Genomic DNA, 24097 nt, shown 5'->3' on the forward strand with positions numbered 1-24097 from the left:
GGCGTGCCGCCGGCACCTGCCCCAGCCCCGCCGGCGCCCGACCCCGCCGCGCCACCACCGACACCATGACCATCGACCGCCGACGGGAGGTAGAACCGTGAAGGACAACCTGAGGGGCACCGTATGGCGGCTCGGCATCTTCCTGACGGTCTGCCTGTTCGGCGCCTTCGCCCTCCTTGCGGTGTTCGCACAGTTCAGGTTCGGCGAAGGTAAGACCTACAACGCCGTCTTCACCAACGTGACCGGATTGAAGTCCGGCGACTTCGTCCGCGTTGCGGGGGTCGAGGTCGGCAAGGTCGAAGACATCGCGATCAACCGCGACGCGACGGTGCGGGTGACGTTCTCGGCCAGGGACGCCGTCATTCTCACCGAGGGAACCCGCGCAATCATTCGCTACGACAACGTGATCGGCGGCCGATTTCTGGCTCTCGACGAAGGCACCGGCGGGGTCAAGCGGCTGGAACCCGGACAGACGATTCCGGTGGACCGCACTGCGCCTGCCCTGGATCTGGACTCGGTCATCGGCGGTTTCAAGCCCCTGTTCCGTGCGCTGAGCCCCGACCAGGTCAACGCCTTGAGCGGCCAGCTGAATCAGGCGCTGCAGGGGCAGGGCGCGACCATCGGCTCGTTCTTGAGTCAAGCCGCTGTGTTCACGAACACCCTGGCTGACCGCGACCAACTGATCAACGAAGTGATCACCAACCTCAACGCGGTGTTGGGGTCCCTCGGTAGCCAGAGCGCCCAGCTCGACAAGGCTGTCACGAACCTCGCAGGGCTGGTCGACGCGCTGCACGCCCGCCGAACCGATATCGCCAACGCGTTCGCCAGCACCAACGCGGCTGCCGGCACGGTTGCGGACTTGCTGACCCAGGCCCGCGGGCCGTTCCAGAAGGTGGTCCACGAAACCGACCGAGCCGCTGCGATCGCCGTTGCCGATCATGAATATCTGGAGAAGCTGATCGACACCTTGCCCGACAAATACCGCGCGCTGGGCCGGCAGGGCATGTACGGCGACTTCTTCAGTTTCTACATTTGCGATCTCGTGCTGAAGCTGAACGGCAAAGGCGGACAACCCGTTTACGTCAAGGTTGCCGGTCAGGACACCGGACGGTGCACACCGAAATGAAGTCATTCTCCGAACGCAATCCCGTCGTCATGGGCACCATCGGTGCTGTCGTCATCGCCGGTATCGTGATGGCGGCACTGAATTGGCAGAAAGTGCCGTTCCTCAACCCGGGACACAACTACTCTGCCCACTTCGCCGACGCAGGTGGCTTGTTCACCGGCGCAGGCGTGGAAGTGTCGGGTCTGCCCGTGGGCAAGGTGTCGGATATCGAACTCGACGGCGGTCAGGTTCTGGTGACGTTCCGGATCAACGGCGATGTGCACCTTGGCGATCGGACCATCGCGGCGATCAAGACCAAGGGTCTGCTGGGAACCAAGATGCTCGATGTCATCCCACGCGGTGACGGCGAGCTGTCGGGCCCGATCCCGCTCGACCGCACCACCTCGCCCTACCAGCTTCCCGATGCACTCGGAGACCTGACCAGCACCATCAGCGGACTGAATACCGACCAGCTGTCGGACTCCCTTGCCACGGTGGCGCAGACATTTGCCAACACCGCACCGGATCTGCACGACGCGGTCATCGGCGTCGCCAGATTCGCGGACACTCTCAACAAGCAGGATGAGCGACTGCGCGACCTGCTGGCCAACGCGGCCAAGACCACCGACGTATTGGCAAAGCGAACCGATCAGATCGTGCAACTGGTGCGACAGACCAATGGGCTGTTGATCGCCCTACAGGCACAAGGCGATTCACTAGACCGGATCTGGCGCAACATCTCGGCGGTCTCGCAACAACTCAAGAGTTTCATCGCCGAGAACCGCACGACGTTGAAACCGGCTCTGGAAAAGCTCAACGGTGTGTTGACGATCGTCGATGACCGAAAAGCCAAGGTGCAGGACGCCATCAAACGACTCAACAGCTATGCCATGTCGTTGGGTGAGTCCGTCTCGTCGGGGCCGTTCTTCAAGGCGTATGTCGCCAACCTCTTCCCGGGCCAGTTCGTCCAGCCGTTCATCGACGCGGCCTTCTCCGATCTCGGAGTCGACCCGGCCACCCTGCTGCCGTCCCTGCGCACGGACCCCCAGATCGGACAGCCCGGTACCCCGGCACTGCCGGTGCCCTACCCGCGCACCGGCCAGGGCGGCGAGCCGCGCCAGAACCTGCCGGACGCGATCACCGGCAACCCGGGCGACCCGGGCTGCGGCCCACCGGGCCTGCCGCTGCCCGGCCCCACCGGCTGCTACCCGTATCGCGAGCCGTTACCCGCACCGCCACCGGGCGGACCGCCACCAGGTCCGCCGGCCGCGTCGCCGCCCCAGATCGCGTCGGTCCCCGACCCGACACAGGCACCGTTCTTCGTACCGGCGCCCGGTGAGCCGACCCCTGGTGGAGCGACAGGAGGACAGCAGTGAACAGGTTGCGTCGTCCGCGTACGATTCTGGCCGCCGTGCTGGTGGTGACCCTTGTCGCAGGTGGCTTTCTCGCTCTCCGCGCTTACAACCGGGCCGACCGGGTTGAGGTTGTCGGTTACTTCGACAACAGCACCGCGCTGTTCCCGGGTGACGACGTCCGCATCCTCGGTGTGCCCGTCGGCCAGGTGGCGAACGTCGAACCGCAACCTGACGGAGTGAAGATCTCGTTCTGGTTCGACCGGAAGTACAAGGTCCCTGCCGACGCGAAGGCCGCGATCCTGTCACCGATGTTGGTCACCGGTCGCGCCATCCAACTGACCCCGGTCTACACCGGCGGACCCGCGATGGGAGACGGTGCGGTAATTCCCCGCGATCGCACCGCGGTGCCGGTCGAGTGGGATCAGGTACGGGTTCAATTGCAGCGCCTCACCGAGCTGCTCAAGCCGACCGCCCCCGGCGGGGTGAGCACGCTGGGGTCGTTCATCAACACCGCCGCGGACAACCTGCGCGGCGAGGGCGGCAACATTCGGGACACGATCATCAAACTGTCCCAGGCGATTTCGGTGCTCGGCGACCACAGCGGAGACATTTTCGCGACGTTCAAGAATCTGTCGATATTGATCACGGCCTTGCGGGGAAGCAGTGATCTGCTGGGTACGCTCAACCAGAACCTGGCGTCGGTGACAGGTCTGCTTGCCGACGACCCGACCAAGATCGGTGATGCGTTCACGGACATGAATGCCGTTATCGGCGACGTCAAGACCTTCGTCGACGAGACCGGCGACACCATCGGCACAACGTCGGAGAAGCTCGCCTCGATCAGCACCGCCCTCAACGAGAGTCTTGACGACATCAAGCAGACGCTGCACATCGCGCCGTCGACGATCGCCAACTTCACCAATATCTACGAGGCGTCGAACGGTGCGTTCACCGGCGCACTGGCGGTCAACAACTTCGCGAACCCGATTTCGTTCCTGTGCGGTGCCATTCAGGCGGCTTCACGCCTCGGCGCCGAACAGTCGGCGAAGCTGTGCGTGCAGTACTTGGCGCCGATCATCAAGAATCGGCAGTACAACTTCCTGCCGATCGGCGAGAACTTCCTCGTCGGCACGCAAGCCCGGCCCAACGAGGTCACCTATAGCGAAGATTGGCTTCGCCCGGACTACGTACCGCCCGCTGCCGCCCCTGCAGCACCCGCGCCCCCGCCGGCCCCGATGGCCGCAGAGGCCGCACCCGCGGACGGGCCGACCGTCGCAACTGATCCCAATACGGGGCTGACCGGGATGATGGCTCCCCCCGCCGGAGGCGGATCATGAAGCGCGTGTGTCGCCGGGGATTCACGGTCGCAGTCATACTCGCCCTCACCGCGGTCTGCTCCTCCGGTTGTGGCCTGCAGAACTGGCAGGGGCTGAATTCGTTGTCCTTGCCGGGCACCGAAGGCAACGGTCCAGGTTCGTTCACGATCGAGGCAGAAATGCCCGATATCAACAACATTCAACCCAACTCACGGGTCCGGGTCGGTGATGCGACCGTCGGCCACATCACCAAGATCGAACTCCAGGGCTGGCATGCACTGGTCACCATGCGCCTCAATGGGGATGTCACGCTGCCCGCCAACTCAACGGCCAAGATCGGCCTGACGTCGATTCTCGGCTCTCAGCACGTCGAACTGAGTCCGCCAACAGATGCACCGGCACAGGGCCGCCTGCGCCAAGGATCGCTTATCCCGCTGTCACATTCGGCGTCTTATCCCACCGTCGAGCAGACCCTCGCTGCGGTGTCGACCGTGCTCAATGGCGGCGGCCTCGCCCAGATCCAGGACATCACCGAGGCGTTCAGCACCGCGTTCCGTGGGCGTGAGCAGGACCTGCGCGGCATCATCAGCGAGATCGACAGGTTCACCGGCAACCTCAACGACCAGACCGACGACATCATCGCCGCCACCGAAAGCCTCAACACGCTGGCCAAGACGTTCGCCGCCAACCAGCCCGTGCTGGACAAGGCGCTGGCAACGGTGCCGGAAGCACTGGCCGTGCTGAACAACGAGCGCGACAACCTCGCCGAGGCCGCCGACCAGCTCGGCAAGTTCGCGGACTTGGTGGTCACGACCGTAGACGGAAGCAAGCAGAATCTCATCAAAGAACTCAAAGACATTGGGCCGGTGCTGGAGTCGCTGGCCAACGCGGGGCCCAGCATGACCCGCGCATTGAGCCTCATCCTCACGTTCCCGTTCCCCAACGAAACGATCGAGAAATGGCAGCGCGGCGACTACGCGAACATGACCGGCGTCGTCGACCTCACCCTGAGCCGGATCGATCAGGGCATTTTCACCGGTACCCGTTGGGAGGGCAACCTCACCGAACTCGAAATGCAGTGGGGCCGAACGATCGGACAATTCCCGAGCCCGTACACCAAGGTCAACCCCTTGGTCGCGCCGTATCGCTTCGATCAGGGACCGTAATATGCACCTGAACCGACGAATGCTCATCCAGCTGGCCATTTTCGCTGTGATCGCGGTGACCGCGGTCGCAGTGATGGGGCTACATTTTCTCAAGCTGCCGGCGAAGCTGTTCGGCGTCGGCCGCTACAGCGTGACCATGGAGCTGCCGGAAACCGGTGGACTCTACAGCACCGGCAACGTCACCTACCGCGGCGTCGAGGTTGGCCGGGTGCAATCGGTCCATCTCACCGATACCGGTGTGGAGGCCGAGCTGTCGCTGAAGTCGGGTATCGCCATCCCCTCCGATCTCAACGCCGCGGTGCACAGTCAATCAGCAATCGGCGAACAGTACGTCGAGCTGATGCCCCGCAACGGAACATCCCGGCCGTTGCGTGACGGCGACGTGATCCCGCTATCCGAGACGTCGATACCCCCGGACATCAACGAACTGCTCGACGCCGCGAACTCCGGCCTGAAGGCGATTCCACACGACAACCTCAAGACCGCGGTCGACGAGGCGTACACGGCCGTCGGCGGCCTGGGCCCGCAGTTGTCCGACATCGTCAAGGGTTCGACGACACTGGCGATCGACGCGCGCAAGAACCTCGATCCGCTGATCGACCTCATCGACAACGCCAAGCCCGTCTTGGATTCCCAGGTGAATACGTCCACCGACATCCGCGCATGGGCGTCCCACCTGGCCACGGTCACCGGCGATCTCCAGAGAAAGAACGACGCGGTCGCCGGATTCATCGACAAAGAAGGCATCATCGTGGCCTCACAAGAGGCGCGAAAACTGATAGAACGATTGAAGCCCACCCTTCCGGTTCTGCTGAACAACCTCTCCAGCGTCGGACAGGTCGCCATCGCCTATCAGAACGACATCGAGCAGCTGCTGGTGTTACTGCCACACGCGGTGGCCGTCGGGCAGGGCACGTTCGTCGCCAATGCGAATACCACGCAGGCATACCGGGGTGAATACCTGTCGTTCAACCTCAATATCAACCTCCCGCCGGCATGTACGACCGGCTTCCTGCCGACCCAGCAGGCCCGGGTCCCCACTCTGACCGACTATCCCGATCGAATGCCTGGCGACCTGTACTGCCGCACTCCGCAAGACTCGCCGTTCAATGTCCGCGGTGCGCGAAACATTCCCTGCGAGACCGTGCCCGGCAAGCGGGCACCGACGGTCAAGTTGTGCGAGAGCAACGAGCAGTACGTGCCACTCAACGACGGATACAACTGGAAGGGCGACCCCAACGCGACCCTCTCCGGACAAGACATCCCTCAATTGCCGCCGGGTGCAACACCTCCCGAAGCAGCCATGCCCACGGCTCCCCCACCGCCGGCTCTGCTGGGTGTTGCCGAATACGACCCGGCCACCGGCACCTATGTCGCACCGAATGGGCGCGAATACACCCAGTCCGACCTGGCCGAGCCCACCAAGAAGGACAACTCGTGGCAGTCAATGCTGTTGCCGCCCGGATCGTGACGACAGGCGGAATCGCCGCCGCAATGGCACTTCCCGGCTTGATCACCATGCCTCAGGCAGGGGCCGACTCGGTCGCTTACCTGGTGAACGTGACGGTGCGGCCGGGATACAACTTCCCCAGCCCCGATGCAGCGCTGGCCTACGGCTACGGCGTCTGCGGCAAGGTCGGCGGTGGCCGCGGCTACAGCCAGCTCATCAGCGAGGTCATGACTGATTTCGCGACCGCCGACTCCTACCAGGCGGTGTACCTCATCAACCAGGCCGTCAACGAATTGTGCCCGGCGATGATCTGGCAGCTTCGCCAGTCCGCAGCGCACTACACCGGGCAGCCGACCCACTGAGCGAATGGCCATGATTTCCATGATGATCCGACGAATAACCGGTCCGGCAACCGCCGCAATCGCTGCTGCGACGCTGGCGGCAGTACCTGCGCATGCCGACAACACGCGGCTCAACAACGGCGTCGTGGCCAACGTTTACACCATTCAGCATCAGGCTGGCTGCAGCACCAACATCAAGAAGAATCCCGCCCTGACGCTGGCCGCGGAGTGGCACACCCGCGACGTTCTGAACAATCGCGACCTGGCCGATGTCAACATCGGCTCCGATGGGTCGACGCCGCAATCACGCTCTGAGGCAGCTGGTTTCAAGGGCAAGGTCACCCAGGCTGTCGCAATCAACCCGGCCTTGGCGATCAACAACCTCGACGTTCTCAATCAGTGGTATTACGACCCCGGTTACTTCGCGATGATGTCCGACTGCGCCAACACGGCGATCGGCGTGTGGTCGGAGAACAGCTTGGATCGGTCCGTGGTCGTGGCCGTGTTCGGCCAGCCGGCCTGACGTGACCGCCCTGGCGGGTCTTCGTCAATTGTCTGCGATGCCGCCGCCCGGTGAGCCCCGCTCCTTCGATCAGAAGACATAACGGCCGATCATCTCTGCCACGGCCGCCGGCTTGTCAGAACCGTCCATCTCGACTGTGTGACGAACCGTCAGGTGCACGGTCGAGTCGCTGACCGGTGTGACATCGACCAACTGCGACCGAACCCGGACGCGGGAACCCGCGGGCACCGGAGCGACGAACCGCACTGTGTTGAGGCCATAATTGACGCCCATCTTGGCGTTGTCGACGACGAAGCACTGCTTGCTCAGCGCCGGCACCAGTGACAGCGTCAACAGCCCATGGGCGATCGTTGTGCCATAGGGGCTTTCGACCTCAGCTCGTTGCCGGTCGACGTGGATCCACTGATCATCACCGGTCGCTGCCGCGAAGGCGTCGATGCGCGCCTGGTCCACCGTCAGCCAATCACTGACTCCCAACTCGGTGCCCGCCGCGGTCTGCGCGTCGTCGATGGATGCGATGATTCTCACGGCCGCCACCTACACCGTTCGCGCGGCCTTGGCCGCGGCCGAGGCCGCTTGACTGCGCTCGCGCGCGTTGGCCCAGTCCTGGTCAGTCATCGCCGTCAAGGAAGCGAACGTGTTCGGGCCCGCAAGCCGCTGGCCGCCGTCCATCGCGATGGTCTCGCCCGTGAGGTAGTCACAGGCGTCTGAGAAGGCAAAGATCGTCAAGTTGGCCAGTTCGTCGATGGTGCCCGTTCGACCAAGGGGAATCTGATCGGCCTGGGTCGCGCCCGCGGAGCTCTCTTCTGTGGGATTCAGCATCTCCCAGGCATATTCGGTGGGAATCGGCCCAGGCGCGAAGGCGTTGAGCCTGATGCCGTAGCGGCCCCATTCCACCGCGAGCGACATCGTCATCGCGTGCACGGCCGCCTTGGCCATGGCGGAGGGAACGACGAAGGCCGATCCACTCCAGACCCAGGTGGTGAGGTTCGACAGCACGGCACCCGGCAATCCCTCAGCGATCCAGCGCTTTCCGACCGCGAGGGTGGTGTTGAACGACCCGGTCATCACGGTCGCGGTGACCGCTTCGAACGCACGCGGACTCAGTGACACGGTAGGTGCGATGAAGTTCGCCGCGGCGTTGTTCAATACCCCGGTCAACGGGCCGTGCTGTTCCCAGATCTCGGCGACCGCCGCTGAAACGGCGTCGAAATCACGAACGTTGACCGCTTGACAGTGGGCCGCTCCGGGCCTGTCCGCCGCGATCTCCGCGGCCGCTTCTGCGAGCACCGCTTCGCGCCGTCCCCAAATGTGCACCTGCGCACCGTGTGCAACGAGCCGCGCAGCCACCCCAGGACCCAGCCCGGTGCCACCGCCGGTGATCAGAATCCGTTTACCCGCGAGGGCGTCGGCTGTGAAGATGCTGCGGGCACTCACAGTCCGAGGCTCTTTCCGATGATCTCGCGCTGAATCTCGTTGGCGCCGCCGTAGATCGGCGGGGCGAGCGCTTTGCGCACCTGGAGTTCCATTCCGTACTCCACGGTGTAGCCGTTACCCCCCATCAGTTGCACGCCTTCCAGTGCCGCACGCTTGGCTACCTCGGTGCATTTGAGCTTGGCGATCGATCCCTCGCGGGCCAGTTGGTCCTCGAGACCGGCATCGATCTGCGCGGCAACCTGATACACATACGCCCGGCAGCAGTCGATCTCGGCAACCAGATCGGCCAGTCGATGCCGGACCGCCTGGAAGGTCCCAATTGACCGGCCGAACTGCTCACGCTGGCGGACGTAGTTGATGGTGTCCTCGAGCGAGCGCCGCGCCGACCCGATCGACATCGCAGCGATGATCAGCCGCTCCACGTTCAGGCCACGCATCAACCGGTGCCAGGCGTCGCCGATACCGCCGACCACATTGGCGACGGGGACGGCGACGTCGGTGAAGAAGACCTCGTTCACGGTGTGACCGTCCATCGTGATGATCGGTTTGATCTCGAGTCCGGGGGTGTTGGTGCCGAGGTACATCAGGGTGAGTCCCTGGTGCTTGCTTCCCTCGGTCGACGTGCGGGTCAGCACCAGGATGTGATCGGCGAGATGGGCTGCGGTGATCCAGGTTTTCTGACCATTGACGACAAACCGGTCACCGTCGCGGATCGCACGGGTGCGCACCGAGCCGAGGTCGGAACCGGCACCGGGCTCGGAGAGCGCGATCGCCTCGAATCGTCCGCTACACAGGTTGCTCAGGACTTCCTTCTTCTGTTCTTCGGTCCCGTGCCGTAAATAGGTCTGAGCTGCGGTCAATCCCGTTCCGTAGGCGTGGATGGGCGCCAGCCCCCGCGCGGTCTCCTCGAGGAAGATGCACTCCTCGACCATTCCCGCTCCGCCGCCGCCGTATTCGGCGGGCAGCGAGACGCCGAGCCAGCCCAGATCCGCCAGCCGCAGCAGCAGTTCCGGACTATTGGAGAGTCGCCCGTCGTCGGTCAGCTCGCGGCGCTGGTCCACGCTGCCACACCTCTCCGAGCAGAATTGCTCGATGGCGTTGGCGAAATCCAGTTGCTCAGCGGTGAACACGTCGCTCAATTACCTCGGTACGGGGCGAAGTCCGGCACCCGCTTCTCGTTGAACGCCGCAATACCCTCTTGGGCCTCCGGCGTTTCGCCGAAGAGCTTCAGATTCGAGTACGCCATCTGACCCAGCGAAGCGAACTGTTCGGTGTCTGTGTTGAACGACTGCTTGAGCACTTTCAGCGACGTCGGCGACAGCTGCAGGATCTCGTCAGCCCAAGCACGCACTTCGGCGATGAGCTGATCGCCCGGCACCACCTTGTTGACCAGGCCCCACTCGTACGCCTGCTGCGCGGAGTACCTGCGGCACAGGAACCAGATCTCGCGGGCCCGTTTCTCGCCAACCACCCGGGCCAGGTATCCGGTACCGAAGCCGGCGTCGAAGGACCCCACCCGTGGTCCGTTCTGGCCGAAAACCGCAGTGTCGGAGGCAATTGTCAGATCGCAGAGCACGTGCAACACATGGCCACCGCCGATCGCGAAGCCGTTGACCGCCGCGATAACCGGCTTGGGTACATCACGAATCACCCTGTGCAACGAGTCAACTTCGAACAATCCGCTGTCGGAGGGCCCGTAGTCGCCGGTTTCGGCGCGTTGTTTTTGGTCCCCTCCGGTGCAGAAGGCTTTCTCACCGGCGCCCGTCAGGCAGATGGCGCCGACCTCGGCGCTACCCCACGCCAGCTTGAATGCCTTGATGAGCTCATCGACGGTCCGGGCGCGGAAGGAGTTGTAGCGTTCCGGACGATTGATGGTGATCCAGGCCAGTCCGTTGTCGACTGCGTAGGTGATGTCGGTGAAGTCAGTCATTCTGTCGCCCTTCATCTTTAAGAGCCGTCGGCATCTCACGTCCGTGTGGCCTTTTGGTCATACCATAATACCAAAACCTATAGGCACCAAGAACTCATGCCCCGAGGGCAACCCTGCAACAATTTCAGGGCGCCGTCGCACCCCTACAGGTGGAAATTTCGTCCCCCGGTGGAGGCAGTCCGCGGAGAATCAGGTCTCGTGGAACTCGTCGGGCAACGAGCCGGCTTGCCGCTCCCGGTTACGCAGTTCGACGCGGCGGATCTTGCCGGAGATCGTCTTCGGGAGCTCGGCGGTGAATTCGATACGACGGATGCGCTGGTACGGAGCGAGGTTGGCGCGTGCGTGCGCGAAGATCGCCTCAGCGGTCGCCCGGTCGGGCGCCCAGCCGGACGCGAGCGTGATGTAGGCCTTCGGCACGGCGAGCCGCACGGCGTCGGGGGCGGGGACGACCGCAGCCTCCGCGACAGCGGGATGCTCGATCAGTGCGCTCTCCAGTTCGAAGGGTGAGATCTTGTAGTCGGATGCCTTGAACACGTCGTCGGTGCGGCCGATATACGTGATGTAGCCGTGCTCGTCGCGGCTCGCGACATCACCGGTGTGGTAGTAACCGCCCGCGGTGACCTCGGCATTGCGGTCGGGATCGCCGAGATAGCCGGTCATGAGGTTCACCGGAGCCTGGCTCAGACGTAGGCAGATCTCACCTTCGTCGGCCGGCTCGCCGGTGACCGGGTCGACGATTTCGACCGGGATGCCCGGTAGCGGACGGCCCATCGACCCCGGCTTCACCGTCGCTCCCGGCGTATTGCCAATCAGCGCAGTGGTCTCGGTCTGGCCGAAGCCGTCTCGGATCGTCAGCCCCCACCGCGTGCGCACCTGATCGATCACCTCCGGATTCAAGGGCTCGCCGGCGCCCACCGCTTCACGCAGGGCCTGCGGCCGGTCTCCGAGGTCGGCCTGAATGAGCATGCGCCACACCGTTGGCGGCGCGCACAGCGACGTCACCGCCACATGCTGCAGCATCGAGAGGAACCTCGCCGCGTCGAATCTCGGGTAGTTGTAGGCAACGATCGTTGACTCGGCAATCCACGGCGCGAAGAACGAACTCCACGCATGCTTGGCCCACCCGGGCGAGCTGATGTTCAGATGTACGTCGCCCGGCCTCAGTCCGATGAAGTACATCGTGGACAAGTGCCCCACCGGATACGAGCGGTGGGTGTGTTCAACGAGTTTCGGATGGCTGGTTGTGCCCGACGTGAAATAGATGAGCATCGGATCATTCGCCGCGGTCGTAGTGGTGAAGCTGCCGGCCCCACCGATGGCATCCGACTCGCGGTATAGACGCCACGGCGCCGGCGCATCGCCGACCGCGATGCGTCCGTAGTCACCAGGGACACTCGCGAACTTGTCGACCTGATCGGCATTGGTGATCACATGACGCACGCCACCACGGTGTAACCGGTCGACGAGATCGCCTGCCCCCAGCGCGGTCGTTGCCGGAAGGATCACCGCCCCGAGCTTCATCACGGCAAGCATCGACTCCCACAGCTCGACCTGATTGCCCAGCATGAGCATCACCCGATCACCCGCAGACACGCCGGTCTGGGCAAGCCAGGTTGCCACCCGATTCGATCTGTCGGCCATGTCGGCGAACGAGTACGACTCGTCGGAGCCATCGTCCCCGACAATCCGCAGCGCGGTCGCGGAGTTCCCATCGGCGACAAGATCGAACCAGTCGATCGCCCAGTTGAAAGACGGTGTCACATCTGGCCACTCGAAGGCGGAGGCGACGAAGTCGTAATCCGCACGGCGTTCGACCAGTAGGTCACGGGCCTTGCGGAAGGCAACGGCACCAGGTGTCGGTTCGGGCACTATCGGCTCCTCATCTCGGTTTGCTTCCCGGACCCGGTCAGGTCGGACGTTAATATCTCCTGGAGTGTTCCGGAGGCGCATCGTCGCGGCCGGGCGCGATCCGAAGGAGGCTGCGCATGGCGCGTCGTGAGCCCGCGGTGCGATCGTCGCGGGCCGAGCGGGTCGCCGCCGATCTCGAACACGAGATTCTGTCCGAGCGGCTGCCCGTCGGCGCCCATCTCGGACGCCGCTCGGAAATCATGGACCGGTTCGGTATCAGCCCCACCGTGATGAACGAGACGCTGCGGATCCTGCGCGATCGGGATCTGGTGTCCGTCCGGCCCGGTCCCGGTGGCGGCATCACCGTGGCCACCGCTCCCCCGCAGGTTCGTACCGGAGCGCTGGATATGTGGTTCCAGCCCTCCAACCCGCATCCGCTGGATCTCTTCGAAGCCCGGCTTTATCTCGAATTCGGCTTGACCAAGGCCGCTTTCGAGCGCGCCACGGCCGAGGACATCAGCGCCATGCGTGCGGCCATGGTCACCATGCGCGCCGGCACAACGGCTCGCGAGTTCTTCGACGCCGTGCTGGCATTCCACAGCGTCGTCGCCGCCGCGGCGCACATTCCGGTGCTCGAGGGGATGCATCAGTTGATCGTGACGAGCATCAAGACGGTGCTGAGCCGGGTGATGTTCGTCGACGACCACGAGCCGCTTCTGGCAGCCAGCCTCGACGTTCACGACGATATCGTCGCGGCCATATCCGTCCACGACCAAGCCTCCTTCGTCGAGGCGATCAATCGTCACGATCGCGACCTGATTCGCGCCGAGGACCCGGACCGGACGCCGAACACCCCGCAACACCCTTGACGGTCTGAGCGCCGGTACCACGCGTACTTCCCCAAAGCCGTTGCGCGGCTGCGGGGCCCACTGGTGGGTGCACGCACCCAGTTCTATCACCTCCGAAATGTGATCCACAACATTATGCGTCCACAATCTTGATTGTGTATGCACATTGTCCTATCGTGTGATGCGTCGGACGCGACCATGCGCACGGAGGCACGATCATCACCGCTTCACCACGCACCCACCATGGGCTCATCGACGTGCACACTCACGCCGTCGACCCCGATCTGCCCGATCTCGGCCACCGGTTCCCCGGTCATCCGTGGCCGTCGGTGGAGCGTCTTGACGATGCCGACGCATGGCTGCACTTCGACGGCAAGCGCTATCGGCACATCGACGACAGGTGCTGGTCACCCAGCCGCCGGCTGGCGGATATGGACCGCGAACACGTTGCAGTGCAGGTTGTTTCGCCGATCCCGGTGACCTTCTGCTACCAGGGTGACGCCGCTGCCGCCGCGGAGCTTGCGGCATCACAGAATGAGTTCTTCGCCCGAATGATCAGCGCTGAACCCACCAGGTTCGCCGCGTTGGGTGCGGTTGCTCTGCAGGACCCCGACCTGGCCGTCGAGGAGCTGCGACGCTGCATGGCGCGTCCAGGATTCCTCGGCGTGGAGATCGGCACGCAGGTCCGGGGTATTGAGCTGTCGGACGAGCGGTTCGACCGGTTCTTCGAGGTCGCCCACGAACTGGGTGCCCTGGTTCTGGTCCACCCGAGCGATCAAGATCTGCTGACGCGCACCACGTCGATCGGCATCGGATTCGGTGCGGGAATGCCGATCGAGACCGGTTTGGCTGCCGCGGCGCTAGTCACCAGCGGCGCCCTGGCCCGCCGACCGGGCGCACGACTGTGCCTGGCACACGGAATGGGTGCACTGCCCGCCCTCATCGGACGGCTCGACAAAGGGGCATTGATCGCCGGCGTCCCTCCGGACTCGCCGAACCTGCCCAGTCGCTGCGCGACATCGCTGTGGAGCGACTCCTTGACCTACAACCGGCAGGCCCTGCTCGCGGTCGTGGAGCTGGTCGGAGCGAGCCACGTCGTATTCGGCTCCGACTACCCCTTCCCCGCAATGCCGAGCCCCCTCGACGACATCGTCACCGACCTACCCGCCGAGCTCCGGCAGCGAATCACCAGAACCAACGTGGAGGAACACTATGGCCCACTTCCTGGGACTCGGACTCACCCACTATCCGCTGCTGGCCGGCACTGACGAACACATGGCCAGCCTGTTGCGCTGGACGCTGACCGACCCCGACATCCCGCCGGAGCGGAAGGACCCCGCTGGTTGGCCGGCCGCGATGCGCGACGAGTGGGGTGACGATCAAGGGGTCACGGCCGCCGCGCATCACCGAAAAGCTCTGGTGGACAACCTCGCCCGGTGCAGGAGGGCGCTCGACGACTTCAGACCGGATGTTGTCGTGGTGTGGGGTGACGATCAATACGAGAATTTTCGGGAGGAAGTCGTCCCGCCGTTCTGCGTACTGGCGTACGGCGATGTCGAAGCGGAGCCGTTCGAGCTCATGACCGAACGCGGCAGCCCGAACGCCTGGGGCCTTCCCGACGACACCACCATCACGTTGCACGGCGCCCCCGCAACCGCTCGCAGGCTCACCAACGGATTGCTCCAGCGCGATTTCGACATGGCGTACTCATACGAGAGACGCAAGGACTCGGCCTTCCCGCACGCGATCGTCAACACCCAGCTTTTCCTCGACTACCCCTCGGCGGGAGCAGAATTCCCGTACCCGCTGATCGCGATCACGGTGAATTGCTACGGCCCGCACGTGATCGCCCGGCGCGGCGGTCTGGTGCGGTTCGCCGACATCGTTGGCGAGCAGACCGACCCGGTAGGTCCGTCGCCGGCACGTTGCTTCGCCCTCGGCAGAGCGGTGGCCCAGGTGTTCGCCGACACCGACCTGCGAGTCGCCCTCGTCGCCTCGTCGAGTTGGTCACACGCGTTCCTGGTCGACAAGAACTGGCACATCTCCCCCGACACCGAGGCCGATCTGCGGTTGTACGAGTCATTGCGGAACGGCGATTACGACACGTGGCGGTCGACCACGACGGACGCACTCCTCGAATCCGGACAGCAAGAACTCCTGAACTGGTTCTGCATGACTGGAGCGGTGGCCGAGCTGGGCCTCGAACTCGCTTGGTCCGAGTTGGTCCTCACCGATGTCTTCAACTCCAACAAGTGTTTCGCGGTCTTCCAGGAAGGAAAGCAAGGATGACGACCCTCGTGACACAGTCACACACCATCGATGCCGGCGGCATCAAGACCAGCTACCTGGAGGCGGGATCCGGTCCGCCGGTGATCATGTTGCATGGCTCCGGACCTGGAGTATCTGCAACGGCCAACTGGCAGTACAACATCGGACCCTTGGCCGAGCGCTTTCACGTGCTGGCGCCGGACATCGTCGGCTTCGGTGCGACCGAGCGGCCCGAGGACGTCGTCTACTCGCTGCGCAGTTGGACCGACCACGTCTGGGCGTTTCTCGACGCGCACGGTATCGAAGCGGCCTCGGTCGTCGGCAACTCACTCGGCGGTCGTATCGCCCTGCAGATGGCCACCGATCACCCCGAGCGAATCAGGCGAATGGTGCTGATGGGATCTCCGGGGGTCGGCATGACCCCGACCGACGGGCTCGCCGCGCTGCGGGCATACGAACCATCCCATGAGGCGATGCGCACTCTGTTGCGCACTTACTTCGCGGTCGATCCTGAACTGATCACCGACGAACTGGTCGAGATCCGCTACGAGGCCAGCATCGCCGACGGCGCCTTCGAGGCGTATCGCGCCATGTTCGCCGACCCGCGCCACAAAGGGTCCGAACTCGGCATCACCGCCGAAGAAGTGCGACAGATCGGCACCCCGACGCTGCTGGTACATGGCCGCGAGGACAAGGTCGTGCCGCTGGCCGTATCGGTGGCGATGCTGGACCTGCTGCCCAACGCCGACCTGCACGTGTTCAGCCGATGCGGACACTGGACCCAGATCGAGCGGGCCGACGAATTCTCCTCGCTCGTGAGCGATTATCTGGATCGCTCATGACCACGATCGAACCGCTTGTCGTCGATGACCAGGACCGCCAGGTGTTTCGGGTGCACCGCTCGGCGATGACATCGGCCGAGCTTCACCGCACCGAAGTGGAACGGATCTTCGGCAAGTCGTGGCTGTACGTCGGACACGACTCCGAGATTCCCAACCCCGGCGACTTCGTGCGGCGGAAGGTGGCGGGCCGGCCGCTGTTCATGGTGCGCGGGGCGAAGAGCGGCAATATCAACGTCTTTCACAATTCCTGTACCCACCGCGGCGCCCTTGTTTGCCGGCGAGATTCCGGAAATGCCAAGGTCTTCCAATGCTTCTACCATGCCTGGACGTTCGACAGCGAGGGGCGGCTCAACGGTGTGCCGGACCGTGAGGGTTACTCGAACGGATTGGACTTCCAGGAGTTGGGGCTGGCCCGGGTAGCCCGGGTGGAGTCCTACCGCGGATTCGTGTTCGCCAGTTTCGACCCCGACATCATGGACCTGCCGAGCTACCTCGCCGGCGCCAAGGACTACATCGATCTGGTGGTGGACGGCTGCGGCGGGTCGGTCGAGATCGTCAAGGGCACCAACGAATACAGCTTCGATGCGAACTGGAAGTTGCTGGTGGAGAACAGCGCCGACGGCTACCACGCGGCCTCCACGCACGACACCTACTTCAAATACCTCGTCTCCCTGGGCACCGATATGCAGGGCGGAGTCGTCGGCCAGGCGGTCAAGCTCGGCAATGGGCACGCTGTCATCGAGTACTCCTCCCCCTGGGGGCGCCCGGTGGCGAAGTGGGAACCGCTCTTCGGTGACGACGCCCGCGTCGAAATAGACCGTATCCGTGCCGAACTCGCCGAGCGCTACGGCGAAGAGCGGGCTCACAAGATGGCCGAGGTGAACCGGAACCTGATCATCTATCCCAATCTGATCATCAACGACATCATGGCAGTCACTGTCCGGACGATGTTCTCGCCGGCACCCAACCGTGTTGACGTGACGGCCTGGGAGCTGGCCCCGACCGACGAGCCGGCCAGCCTGCGCGAGCGGCGTCTGGACAGCTTCCTGACTTTCCTTGGGCCCGGCGGATTCGCCACTCCTGACGACATCGAGGCACTCGAGTCCTGTCAGCAGGGTTTCGAAGGCGGGGGCGTCGAATGGAATGACATCTCCCGGGGCATGGGCCGCGGAGCGATGGCCAACGACGAGGAGCAGATGCGCGAATTCTGGCGGCGCTGGCAGCAGCAGATGGGTACCACGACGGACCGGGCGGGTGTTCGATGACCACCGCGGACACCGTCACCCGTGCTGAGGTCGAGGACTTCCTCTACCGGGAAGCCGCCCTTCTCGATTCGTGGGATCTGGACGGCTGGTTGGCGTTGTTCGACCCCGACGCAAAGTACGAGATGCCGTGCAACGACCGGCGTGACGGCGATCCTGCTCGCGATCTGATGCTGATCGACGACGACCACCGTCGGATGCAGGCGCGGGTGGAGCGTCTCAACAATCGGCGTGCGCACCGCGAATACCCCCACTCCCGGACAAACCACCAGGTGTTCAACGTGCAAGTGCAGTCCGCGGGCGACGAGCTGGGCGTTACCGCGTCCTTCACCGTGTGGCGCTTCCGCGGGGGACGGTCCAGCACGTATGTGGGTCGATACCACTACCGATTACGGACCACGGCCGACGGCTTCCGGATCGCCTACAAGCGGGTCGAACTGGACATGACCGATCTGCGGCAGGTGGCCGACGTGGCGATCGTGCTGTGAACGCTGACCTGTCGGGACGCACCGCGATCGTCACCGGTGCGGCGTCCGGAATCGGACTGGCCATCGTCCAGCGTCTTGTCGCGGACGGAGCGTGCGTGGTCGCCGCCGCCCGCAGCGCCGAGGACCTCGCTCGCGTACAGCGCCACACATCGATCACCGCAGGGTTCGTCGGCGAGTTGCAAAAGCCCGGCGTCGCCGACGATCTGGTGGCAGCGGCACTCGAAGCGCTCGGGCACATCGACATCCTGGTGAACAACGCAGGCGGCGGGGTGATCCGACCGACCCTGGAGCACACCGAGGAGAGTCTGCAGGCGACTGTCGACAACAACCTGTGGACCACCATCCGGTGTACCCGAGCGGTTCTGCCGCATATGGTTTCGCGCCAGCACGGCCGGATCATCAACATCGGTGCCGACTCGGTCCGCACCGGCCTGATCGACCACGCGATCTACAACGCCGCCAAGGGCGGCGTGCATGCGATGGTCACCGGTCTGGCCCGCGAGTTCGGGCAATCCGGGATCACCGCAAACACCGTCGCCCCGTGCTATGTGCTCACACCGGAATTGGCCGCGTTGCTCGAATCCGACGAGGCGCCGGCCCGCCTGCTGCGGGTGGTTGAGCAAGGTACCGCCATCGTCCCGTTGGGCCGCCCGGGTCAGCCCGCCGAGGTCGCGGCCACCGTCGCGTTCCTGGCCGGCGAGGACAGCCGTTTTGTCACGGGTCAAACCCTCTACGTCAACGGCGGCTCCAGCATGGGCTGAGGCCCGCCGCACTCACATCTGAGGAACACTTCATGGCTGAAAACCCCAGGGCAGTGCTCGACGCTGCCGATCGGCTGATCACCGCGGCCGCCGCACCCACGCAGTGCGAGCCCATCCGCGACCTCATCGGCGACCTGGACATCCCGGCGGCGTACCAGGTCCAGCGTCTGATCACCGAGGACTACATCGCGCGGGGACGCACGATCGTCGGTCACAAGATCGGCCTGACGTCACCGGCGGTGCAACGCCAACTCGGCGTCGACCAACCCGACTCGGGAGTCCTCTTCGACGACATGAAGATTGCGCACCGATCCACCGTTCCCTACGGCGGATTGCTGCAGCCCAAGATAGAAGCCGAGATCGCGTTCATCCTGTCAGGCGACCTCGACGACGACCTGTCCGACCAGACCATTCGGTTGGCCGCAGGCATCGCGGTACCGGCCATCGAGATCGTCGACTCCCGAATTCGAGACTGGTCGATCAGCATCGTCGACACCATCGCCGACAATGGATCCTCGGCGCTCTTCGTGCTGGGAGAACCGGCCGTCTCCGCGGCAGACATCGACGTCGAAGCCACCACCATGCGACTGACTGAAGATGGCCCCGAAGTATCGCGGGGCCGCGGCTCGGACTGCCTTGGCAGTCCGCTCGTCGCGCTGCGGTGGCTGGCCAAGGCGGCCCGCGACAACGGGACACCGCTGCGCGCAGGGCATATCGTGCTCTCCGGCGCGCTCGGCCCCATGGTGCCGGTGCGCCCCGGCAGCACCTACGTGGCCATGGTCGACGGAATCGGCTCTGCTGAAGTCACTTTCGCGAAGGACGACCAGTGACGACCACAGTCGCGGTTATCGGTTCCGGCAACATCGGTACCGACCTGATGATCAAGATGCTGCGAACGTCTGATCGGCTCGCGATGGGCGCGCTGGTCGGTATCGACCCAGATTCCGACGGGTTGAGTCGCGCCAAGAGGTTGGGCGTGCCGATCACTGCGGACGGTGTCCGTGGTCTGATGAAGATGCCCGAATTCGATGATATTTCGATCGTGTTCGACGCGACATCGGCGTCAGGGCACATCGCCAACGCGGCGTTGCTGGGGCCGACTGGCAGGACCCTGGTAGATCTGACGCCCGCCGCGATCGGACCATTCGTGGTGCCGCCGGTCAACCTCACCGAGCATCTGGACAAGCGCAACGTCAACATGGTGACCTGCGGCGGCCAGGCCACCATCCCGATCGTGGCGGCAGTCAGCACCGTCACCGACGTCCTCTATGCCGAGATCGTCGCCTCCATCTCGTCGCGTTCGGCAGGGCCGGGAACTCGTGCCAACATCGACGAATTCACCGAGACCACATCGCGGGCGCTGGAAGTGGTAGGCGGAGCCCGACGAGCCAAGGCCATCATCGTGCTGAACCCCGCAGAGCCACCACTCATCATGCGCGACACCGTGCACTGCCTGATCGGTGACGCCGATCTCGATGCCGTGGAACAGTCGGTGACCGCGATGGCCGACTCGGTGGCCGCCTACGTGCCGGGTTATCGACTCAAACAGCAAGTGCAGGTCCGCAAGCTCGACGACCAATCCACGGCGCGGGATCTGGTGGACCACAGGGACGGCACCCCACGCTGGCAGGTGTCGGTGTTCCTCGAGGTCGAGGGTGCCGCCCACTACCTTCCCGCGTACGCCGGGAATCTCGACATCATGACCTCGGCGGCACTGCGCGTCGGCGAGACCCTGTCGGAACGTCGGGGAGCGTGCGCCTCATGACCCAGCTATACATCCAGGACGTCACTCTGCGGGACGGCATGCACGCGATCCGGCACCGGATGCCGATCGATCAACTTCGTCGGATCGCCGCGGCGCTCGATTCGGCTGGGGTCGCCGCCATCGAGGTGTCCCACGGCGACGGACTGGCCGGATCCAGCCTCACCTATGGGCCGGGAAGCGCGACCGACTGGGAATGGATCGCCGCCGCCGCCGACGTGGTGAAGCGGGCCCGACTCACGACATTGCTGCTGCCGGGTATCGCCACCGTGCACGATCTGGTCCGCGCCAATGATCTCGGCGTCACCTCCGTGCGTATCGCCACGCACGCCACCGAAGCGGATATCTCCGGCCAGCACATCCAGAAGGCTCGTGAGCTTGGCATGGATGTATCGGGATTTCTGATGATGTCTCATATGGCCGAGCCGAGTGTCCTTGCCGCCCAGGCAAAGTTGATGCAGGATGCCGGAGCGCACTGCGTGTACGTGACCGATTCCGGTGGCCGCCTGACGATGCGCGACGTCCGCGATCGGGTGCGGGCCTACCAAGACATTCTCGAACCCCAAACGCAGATCGGTATCCACGCTCACGAGAACCTGTCGATGTCAGTGGCCAACTCCGTCATCGCCGTCGAGGAAGGCGTTTCTCGGGTCGACGCCTCCCTGTGCGGACACGGAGCTGGCGCCGGGAACTGTCCGATCGAGGCCTTCGTCGCGGTGGCTGACCTCTACGGCTGGGCGCACGGCTGCGACCTGTTCGCACTCCAGGACGCCGCCGAGACCTTGGTCCGCCCGATTCAGGACCGTCCCGTGCGGGTCGACCGCGAGACTCTGACCTTGGGCTACGCCGGCGTCTACTCGAGCTTCCTGCGCCATGCCGAACGGGCCGCTACCCAATACGGTCTCGACGTCCGCGACATCCTCATGGAAGTGGGGCGCCGGAAGCTGGTCGGCGGCCAAGAGGACATGATCGACGACGTCGCGCTCGATCTGATCTCGCGAGCGAACCCGGAAAACCTCTCGTTTGGGGGACGAAACGGGGCCGGGGGCAGCATTACGGTAGGCGCCACGCCGTAGTCCTTGCGGCGCGGAAGGACGTTCACCGATGACCACCGCGACCACCGATCTCGCCGGTTATCCGGCCCGATACTTCGCGGCCTGGAACCAGCGCGACCTCGCCGTGGCGCTGAACATCGTCGCCGAGACCGTCGACTGGCACGATCCCTCCCTACCCAGTCCGATCACCGACCGCGAGGGCGCCGCGGGCTTCTTCACCGCCGCGTGGAGCGGCTTTCCTGACCTGGCGTTCATTCCGGTAGGCGAGCCCCTCATCGACGTGACCAATCAGCGGATCACCCAGGAATGGCGAATGGTCGGCACCCACACCGGTGAAGGATTCCCGCCGGGTGTGCCGGCTACCCACCGCTCCTTCGACGTCACCGGAGTCGACGTCTGGCAACTCGACCACTATGGCCGCGCGGTGTCGGTGCACGCCTATTGGAACGTCGCGACCCTTCTGGCCCAACTCGGTCTGGTCTGAACGACATTCGCGGACGAGTCGTCGAGGGGGCAGAATGCACGCGGTAGTGATCCGCGAGTTCGGTGAACCCGACGTCCTACAACCGGCGCCGTTCCCCAACCCGGAAGACAGGGCCGGCTGGGTGACAGTCGAACTGCGTGCCGCAGCACTAAACTGGCACGACGTCCTGGTCCGTCAGGGCCGATACCAGTCGCCACTACCCCATGTCATCGGTGCCGACGGCGCGGGAGTCCGGCGAGATACCGGTGAACCCGTCGTCATTGTCCCGTCCCTGCACTGGGGTCCGCGCGACGATGCACCCGCGCCCGGCTGGACGATCCTCGGCGATCACATACCGGGCACCTACGCCGAACTCGTCAGCGTTCCAGCGGAATGCCTCGCCCCGAAGCCGGACGGATACAACTGGCTTCAGGCCGCTGCCCTTCCGCTGGTGGGGCTGACGACCTACCGCGCGCTGTTCAGCCGGGGCCGGCTTCACGCGGGAGAGACTATGTTGGTCGTCGGTGCCGGTGGCGGAATCGCCACCATGGCAGTGCAACTGGCGTCCCACATCGGCGTCTCGATCATGGTGACTTCCTCGTCCGAGGAGAAGATCACGCGAGCGGTCTCCGAGGGCGCCACGGCCGGAGTGCTGCACACCGATCCGGACTGGCCGGAACAAGCCCGGGCACTGTCCCCGTCTGCCGCCGGATTCGATCTCGTGCTGGATCCCGTCGGCCGCTGGCCAGAATCGGTTCGTGCTCTGCGTCCGGGCGGACGGCTGGTCGTCCTCGGTGCCAACGCATCCGACCACGCCGCGATGGACGTGCGCGGCTTCTACTTCGGGCAATACGACCTGCTCGGCACCACGATGGGCAACACCGGTGACTTCGCGGGACTGCTGCGCCTGTTGTCGGAGCGCCGGATCCCGCCGCCCGTCATCGACCGGGTCTTCCGGCTGGACGACGCTGCCCAAGCCCACAAACACCTCGAAACCTCAAGCGGATTCGGCAAGACCGTACTGGAGCATGCATGACCGACAGACCCCTCGTCGCCTACGATCGCCGTCCCGTCCACGCCGATCCTGATGCGCCCATGGCCGCGTACCTGATCCTCGACGACCCCGACCGGCGCAACGCGCTGTCCGACACGCTGCTGGATCAGCTGATGGCTTCCTTGTCCCGCGCGGCCGAGGATCCGGAAGTTCGCGTGATCGTCCTGACGTCGTCACACGATAGGGTGTTCTCGTCCGGCGGCAACCTGGACGCATTCGCCGACACCCGGCCGACAATCACCAAATACGCCGGCCTGAACCGCTTTCCGGATCTCTTCCGGACGCTGACTGCGATCGGCAAACCAGTGCTATGCGCGGCCAACGGTGATGTGCTCGCCGGCGCACTGGGCATCGCGCTGGCGTGCGATCTGGTGATCGCCAAGGAATCCGCGCGATTGGGATGCCCCGAGATCAATGTCGGCGCCTTCCCGTTCATGATCTCGGCACTGATCTTCCGCGCCACCGGCCGGCTGACCGCCAACGAGTTGATGATGACCGGCCGCTTGTTGACGGCGACGGAGGCCGCCGAAGCGGGTCTGGTCAACCGCGTCGTACCGGACGAGGATTTCGACGACGCGGTGCGCAGCTGGGTGGCTACGGTGGCCGAGAAGTCCCCGCTGCTCTTGGGATTGGGCAAGAAGGCGCTGGCAGCCACGCGCGATCTTCCGCTTGATGCCGCTCTCGATTATCTCCAGGCCCAGCTCGCGCTGGCCTTCACCACCGAGGATCTCCCCGAAGGCGTCCGCGCCTTCAAGGAGAAGCGAGCACCGATCTGGCGGAATGCATGACAGACTCTCTTCTTGCCATTTTGGTCTGACCATAA

Annotated in this window: 25 protein-coding genes; 20 read left to right on the plus strand and 5 right to left on the minus strand. The window is 64.5% G+C overall.

Translation table 11 applies throughout. The features are described 5' to 3' along the window. The first annotated feature begins 97 nt into the window (after positions 1-97). From HPC46_RS22025 to HPC46_RS22055, 7 genes are read left to right on the plus strand one after another with little or no spacing between them, the layout of a single operon-like run. The gene (locus HPC46_RS22025; protein ID WP_179473854.1) at positions 98-1126 is read left to right on the plus strand and encodes an MCE family protein; all 1029 of its coding nucleotides are present in this window, start codon (positions 98-100) and stop codon (positions 1124-1126) included. Next, complete coding sequence (locus HPC46_RS22030) at positions 1123-2481, plus strand: MCE family protein (protein ID WP_179473856.1); 1359 nt, start codon at positions 1123-1125, stop codon at positions 2479-2481. Before HPC46_RS22025 ends, HPC46_RS22030 begins: the two co-directional genes overlap by 4 nt. Then, positions 2478-3797: an MCE family protein gene (locus tag HPC46_RS22035; RefSeq protein WP_179473858.1), complete on the plus strand. Its 1320-nt coding sequence runs from the start codon at positions 2478-2480 to the stop codon at positions 3795-3797. Before HPC46_RS22030 ends, HPC46_RS22035 begins: the two co-directional genes overlap by 4 nt. Further along, positions 3794-4942 carry a virulence factor Mce family protein gene (locus HPC46_RS22040; protein WP_179473860.1) on the plus strand — a complete coding sequence of 383 codons (1149 nt, stop codon included), beginning with the start codon at positions 3794-3796 and terminating at the stop codon, positions 4940-4942. Before HPC46_RS22035 ends, HPC46_RS22040 begins: the two co-directional genes overlap by 4 nt. A gap of 1 nt (position 4943) precedes the next feature. Continuing rightward, a complete protein-coding gene (locus HPC46_RS22045; protein WP_179473862.1) occupies positions 4944-6413 on the plus strand; it encodes an MCE family protein in 1470 nt (489 codons plus the stop codon). A gap of 23 nt (positions 6414-6436) precedes the next feature. After that, the gene (locus tag HPC46_RS22050; protein ID WP_179474007.1) at positions 6437-6754 is read left to right on the plus strand and encodes a DUF732 domain-containing protein; all 318 of its coding nucleotides are present in this window, start codon (positions 6437-6439) and stop codon (positions 6752-6754) included. A gap of 22 nt (positions 6755-6776) precedes the next feature. Then, positions 6777-7256 carry a CAP domain-containing protein gene (locus HPC46_RS22055; RefSeq protein ID WP_179474009.1) on the plus strand — a complete coding sequence of 160 codons (480 nt, stop codon included), beginning with the start codon at positions 6777-6779 and terminating at the stop codon, positions 7254-7256. A 69-nt stretch (positions 7257-7325) separates the two neighbouring features. Here HPC46_RS22055 and HPC46_RS22060 read toward each other — a convergent pair whose 3' ends face one another. From HPC46_RS22060 to HPC46_RS22080, 5 genes are all read right to left on the minus strand, one after another. Continuing rightward, complete coding sequence (locus HPC46_RS22060) at positions 7326-7784, minus strand: MaoC family dehydratase (RefSeq protein ID WP_179473864.1); 459 nt, start codon at positions 7782-7784, stop codon at positions 7326-7328. A 9-nt stretch (positions 7785-7793) separates the two neighbouring features. Continuing rightward, positions 7794-8693, minus strand: a complete 900-nt coding sequence (locus HPC46_RS22065; protein WP_179473866.1) for an SDR family oxidoreductase — start codon at positions 8691-8693, stop codon at positions 7794-7796. Further along, on the minus strand, positions 8690-9823 hold the full coding sequence (locus HPC46_RS22070; RefSeq protein WP_179473868.1) for an acyl-CoA dehydrogenase family protein: 1134 nt from the start codon (positions 9821-9823) through the stop codon (positions 8690-8692). The genes HPC46_RS22065 and HPC46_RS22070 overlap by 4 nt, the downstream gene beginning before the upstream one ends. 5 nt (positions 9824-9828) lie before the next feature. Then, positions 9829-10623 (minus strand): enoyl-CoA hydratase-related protein, encoded by a 795-nt coding sequence (locus HPC46_RS22075; protein WP_179473870.1) that lies wholly within the window; start codon positions 10621-10623, stop codon positions 9829-9831. 189 nt (positions 10624-10812) lie between these two features. Next, positions 10813-12492, minus strand: a complete 1680-nt coding sequence (locus HPC46_RS22080) for an AMP-binding protein (RefSeq protein ID WP_179473872.1) — start codon at positions 12490-12492, stop codon at positions 10813-10815. A gap of 116 nt (positions 12493-12608) precedes the next feature. Here HPC46_RS22080 and HPC46_RS22085 point away from each other — a divergent pair, with 116 nt between their 5' ends. From HPC46_RS22085 to HPC46_RS22145, 13 genes are all read left to right on the plus strand, one after another. Beyond that, positions 12609-13340, plus strand: a complete 732-nt coding sequence (locus HPC46_RS22085) for a FadR/GntR family transcriptional regulator (protein WP_179473874.1) — start codon at positions 12609-12611, stop codon at positions 13338-13340. 236 nt (positions 13341-13576) lie between these two features. Beyond that, positions 13577-14587: an amidohydrolase family protein gene (locus HPC46_RS22090; RefSeq protein WP_179473876.1), complete on the plus strand. Its 1011-nt coding sequence runs from the start codon at positions 13577-13579 to the stop codon at positions 14585-14587. Continuing rightward, positions 14532-15608 carry a DODA-type extradiol aromatic ring-opening family dioxygenase gene (locus HPC46_RS22095; protein ID WP_179473878.1) on the plus strand — a complete coding sequence of 359 codons (1077 nt, stop codon included), beginning with the start codon at positions 14532-14534 and terminating at the stop codon, positions 15606-15608. The genes HPC46_RS22090 and HPC46_RS22095 overlap by 56 nt, the downstream gene beginning before the upstream one ends. Beyond that, entirely contained in the window at positions 15605-16429 is an 825-nt protein-coding gene (locus HPC46_RS22100) for an alpha/beta fold hydrolase (protein ID WP_179473880.1), read from the plus strand. Before HPC46_RS22095 ends, HPC46_RS22100 begins: the two co-directional genes overlap by 4 nt. After that, positions 16426-17694, plus strand: a complete 1269-nt coding sequence (locus HPC46_RS22105) for an aromatic ring-hydroxylating oxygenase subunit alpha (protein WP_179473882.1) — start codon at positions 16426-16428, stop codon at positions 17692-17694. The genes HPC46_RS22100 and HPC46_RS22105 overlap by 4 nt, the downstream gene beginning before the upstream one ends. Further along, positions 17691-18179, plus strand: coding sequence for an aromatic-ring-hydroxylating dioxygenase subunit beta (locus tag HPC46_RS22110; RefSeq protein WP_179473884.1), 489 nt, complete (start codon positions 17691-17693; stop codon positions 18177-18179). The genes HPC46_RS22105 and HPC46_RS22110 overlap by 4 nt, the downstream gene beginning before the upstream one ends. Further along, complete coding sequence (locus HPC46_RS22115) at positions 18176-18940, plus strand: SDR family NAD(P)-dependent oxidoreductase (RefSeq protein WP_179473886.1); 765 nt, start codon at positions 18176-18178, stop codon at positions 18938-18940. Before HPC46_RS22110 ends, HPC46_RS22115 begins: the two co-directional genes overlap by 4 nt. A gap of 32 nt (positions 18941-18972) precedes the next feature. Continuing rightward, positions 18973-19770 carry a 2-keto-4-pentenoate hydratase gene (locus HPC46_RS22120; RefSeq protein ID WP_179473888.1) on the plus strand — a complete coding sequence of 266 codons (798 nt, stop codon included), beginning with the start codon at positions 18973-18975 and terminating at the stop codon, positions 19768-19770. Positions 19771-19817: 47 nt separating this feature from the next. Next, a complete protein-coding gene (locus tag HPC46_RS22125) occupies positions 19818-20705 on the plus strand; it encodes an acetaldehyde dehydrogenase (acetylating) (protein WP_218894533.1) in 888 nt (295 codons plus the stop codon). Continuing rightward, the gene (dmpG, locus tag HPC46_RS22130; RefSeq protein ID WP_179473892.1) at positions 20702-21778 is read left to right on the plus strand and encodes a 4-hydroxy-2-oxovalerate aldolase; all 1077 of its coding nucleotides are present in this window, start codon (positions 20702-20704) and stop codon (positions 21776-21778) included. Before HPC46_RS22125 ends, dmpG begins: the two co-directional genes overlap by 4 nt. Positions 21779-21806: 28 nt before the next feature. Then, positions 21807-22241 (plus strand): ester cyclase, encoded by a 435-nt coding sequence (locus tag HPC46_RS22135; protein WP_179473894.1) that lies wholly within the window; start codon positions 21807-21809, stop codon positions 22239-22241. A gap of 34 nt (positions 22242-22275) precedes the next feature. Next, positions 22276-23256 (plus strand): quinone oxidoreductase family protein, encoded by a 981-nt coding sequence (locus HPC46_RS22140; RefSeq protein WP_179473896.1) that lies wholly within the window; start codon positions 22276-22278, stop codon positions 23254-23256. After that, complete coding sequence (locus HPC46_RS22145) at positions 23253-24062, plus strand: enoyl-CoA hydratase/isomerase family protein (protein ID WP_407665545.1); 810 nt, start codon at positions 23253-23255, stop codon at positions 24060-24062. The genes HPC46_RS22140 and HPC46_RS22145 overlap by 4 nt, the downstream gene beginning before the upstream one ends. Positions 24063-24097: the final 35 nt, after the last annotated feature.

It is taken from the genome of Mycolicibacterium vinylchloridicum, from assembly GCF_013404075.1.
Taxonomy (GTDB): Bacteria; Actinomycetota; Actinomycetes; order Mycobacteriales; family Mycobacteriaceae; genus Mycobacterium; species Mycobacterium vinylchloridicum.

What these genes read in the sequence shown, in the direction of transcription:
- HPC46_RS22030 (WP_179473856.1), top strand. Translation starts at nt 1,123, where the DNA reads ATGAAGTCATTCTCCGAACGCAATCCCGTCGTCATGGGCACCATCGGT.
- HPC46_RS22040 (WP_179473860.1), top strand. Translation starts at nt 3,794, where the DNA reads ATGAAGCGCGTGTGTCGCCGGGGATTCACGGTCGCAGTCATACTCGCC.
- HPC46_RS22045 (WP_179473862.1), top strand. Translation starts at nt 4,944, where the DNA reads ATGCACCTGAACCGACGAATGCTCATCCAGCTGGCCATTTTCGCTGTG.
- HPC46_RS22050 (WP_179474007.1), top strand. Translation starts at nt 6,437, where the DNA reads ATGGCACTTCCCGGCTTGATCACCATGCCTCAGGCAGGGGCCGACTCG.
- HPC46_RS22055 (WP_179474009.1), top strand. Translation starts at nt 6,777, where the DNA reads ATGATCCGACGAATAACCGGTCCGGCAACCGCCGCAATCGCTGCTGCG.
- HPC46_RS22075 (WP_179473870.1), bottom strand. Translation starts at nt 10,623, where the DNA reads ATGACTGACTTCACCGACATCACCTACGCAGTCGACAACGGACTGGCC.
- HPC46_RS22085 (WP_179473874.1), top strand. Translation starts at nt 12,609, where the DNA reads ATGGCGCGTCGTGAGCCCGCGGTGCGATCGTCGCGGGCCGAGCGGGTC.
- HPC46_RS22095 (WP_179473878.1), top strand. Translation starts at nt 14,532, where the DNA reads ATGGCCCACTTCCTGGGACTCGGACTCACCCACTATCCGCTGCTGGCC.
- HPC46_RS22100 (WP_179473880.1), top strand. Translation starts at nt 15,605, where the DNA reads ATGACGACCCTCGTGACACAGTCACACACCATCGATGCCGGCGGCATC.
- HPC46_RS22105 (WP_179473882.1), top strand. Translation starts at nt 16,426, where the DNA reads ATGACCACGATCGAACCGCTTGTCGTCGATGACCAGGACCGCCAGGTG.
- HPC46_RS22110 (WP_179473884.1), top strand. Translation starts at nt 17,691, where the DNA reads ATGACCACCGCGGACACCGTCACCCGTGCTGAGGTCGAGGACTTCCTC.
- HPC46_RS22120 (WP_179473888.1), top strand. Translation starts at nt 18,973, where the DNA reads ATGGCTGAAAACCCCAGGGCAGTGCTCGACGCTGCCGATCGGCTGATC.
- HPC46_RS22125 (WP_218894533.1), top strand. Translation starts at nt 19,818, where the DNA reads ATGATCAAGATGCTGCGAACGTCTGATCGGCTCGCGATGGGCGCGCTG.
- dmpG (WP_179473892.1), top strand. Translation starts at nt 20,702, where the DNA reads ATGACCCAGCTATACATCCAGGACGTCACTCTGCGGGACGGCATGCAC.
- HPC46_RS22135 (WP_179473894.1), top strand. Translation starts at nt 21,807, where the DNA reads ATGACCACCGCGACCACCGATCTCGCCGGTTATCCGGCCCGATACTTC.
- HPC46_RS22140 (WP_179473896.1), top strand. Translation starts at nt 22,276, where the DNA reads ATGCACGCGGTAGTGATCCGCGAGTTCGGTGAACCCGACGTCCTACAA.
- HPC46_RS22145 (WP_407665545.1), top strand. Translation starts at nt 23,253, where the DNA reads ATGACCGACAGACCCCTCGTCGCCTACGATCGCCGTCCCGTCCACGCC.